The sequence below is a fragment of the Bradyrhizobium sp. MI1.11 genome, assembly GCF_055811255.1.
In genome coordinates this window covers 1-1,475 of record NZ_JBVVPM010000028.1, presented here as the reverse complement: position 1 = coordinate 1,475, position 1,475 = coordinate 1, and the positions used below count along the sequence as shown (strand labels likewise).

Genomic DNA, 1,475 nt, shown 5'->3' with positions numbered 1-1,475 from the left:
CTGACGGATCTGTCGCTTCGGCTCCGCGATGTAGGTGATCGGCCGGCGTCCCTCTCCCCGATGCGGGAGGCTGTTGAGATCTGGCGTCGACTTGCCGAACAAGAGCCATTCCGTTTCAAGACGGACCATGCATCCGGGCTGCTCAATCTCTCTCTTCAACTGCAAAGCGGCGGGGACCGCGGCGGAGCAATCATTGCAATAGAGGAGGCCGTGGAATTGCATCGCCGGCTTGCCGAACAGGAACCGGCTCGCTTCGATGTGGACCTCGCATTTAGTCTCCAACACCTTTCGAGCCGCTGTCGGGATGCCGGGCAATACGCGGGGGCTCTCTCCGCTGCTCAAGAAGCTGCCGATATCTACCGGCGCTTGGTGTCGGAAGAGCCAGCTCGCTTTGAGCCCGATCTCGCCTGGCGGCTGACTGAACTGTCGTCGCGGCTTGGCGACGTTGGTGACCGCACCGCCGCCGTTGCGACGGTGCGGGAGGCCGTTGAAATCTGGCGCCGGCTCGCGGAACAGGAGCCGGCTCGTTTCGATGGGGACTTGGCGTCAGGCTTGCGCAGCCTGTCGGATCGATTGCAAAGTGCAGGTCATTACACCGATGCCCTCACCGCCATTGAAGAAGCTGTCGAAATCTATCGCCGTTTGGTGTCGAAAGAGCTCGCTCGCTTTGAGCCCGATCTCGCTTGGCGGCTGACGGATCTATCGCTTCGGCTCCGCGATGTAGGTGATCGGCCGGCGTCCCTCCCTCCGATGCGGGAGGCTGTTGAAATCTGGCGTCGGCTTGCGGAACGAGAACCTGCGCGTTTCGTCATGGATCTTGCGTCGGGGCTACTTAACCTCTCTCTCCGATTGCGAAGTAGCGGGGAGCACAGTGCGGCAATCGCTGCGGTAGAGGAGGCCGTGAAATTGCGGCGCCGGCTTGCGAAGCAGGAGCCGGCTCGCTTCGATGTGGATCTCGCATTTAGTCTCCAGCACCTTTCGAATCGCCTTCGGGATGCCGGCCATTACGCCGAGGCTATAAACGCGAGTCGAGAGGTTGTCGAAATCTATCGCGGTCTGGTGTCGAAAGTAGCCCGCTCACTTCGAGCCCGACCTCTCTTGGCGGTTGCTAGAGTTGTCGCAGCGGCTTGGTGACGGCGGCGATAGGACCGCAGCCCTCGATCCGATGCGGGAAGCCGTTGAAATCTGGCGCCGGCTTGCCAAGCAAGAGCCACTTCGCTTCCAGACAGATCTCGCATCTGGACTACTCAATTTCTCCATTAGATTGCGTCACGCTGGCCAGCGTGACGCCGCGATAACGGCGATGATGGAGGCGGTCAAGATTCGGCGACAACTGGCGTCAAGGGGCTCCACAAATGCCAGTGCAGATCTAGGCTGTCAATCGGCCTGTAAATTTGACCCCTCATCGGCGTCCAATTTTGACCCCTTCGTGCGCCGCGGTTTGACGGTAGCGCTCGGCTCGTTGGAGCTGGCCG

2 protein-coding genes are annotated in these 1,475 nt (G+C 60.7%); both read left to right on the top strand.

Going from position 1 to position 1,475, the window contains the following annotated elements:
* Positions 1-1,134 (top strand): tetratricopeptide repeat protein (locus tag AC0L30_RS25425; protein WP_473405499.1); only part of this gene is annotated, 1,134 nt, incomplete at its 5' end.
* The coding region (locus tag AC0L30_RS25420) for a tetratricopeptide repeat protein (protein WP_473405498.1) at positions 1,115-1,475 on the top strand (361 nt) is incomplete at its 3' end. The genes AC0L30_RS25425 and AC0L30_RS25420, both read left to right, overlap by 20 nt.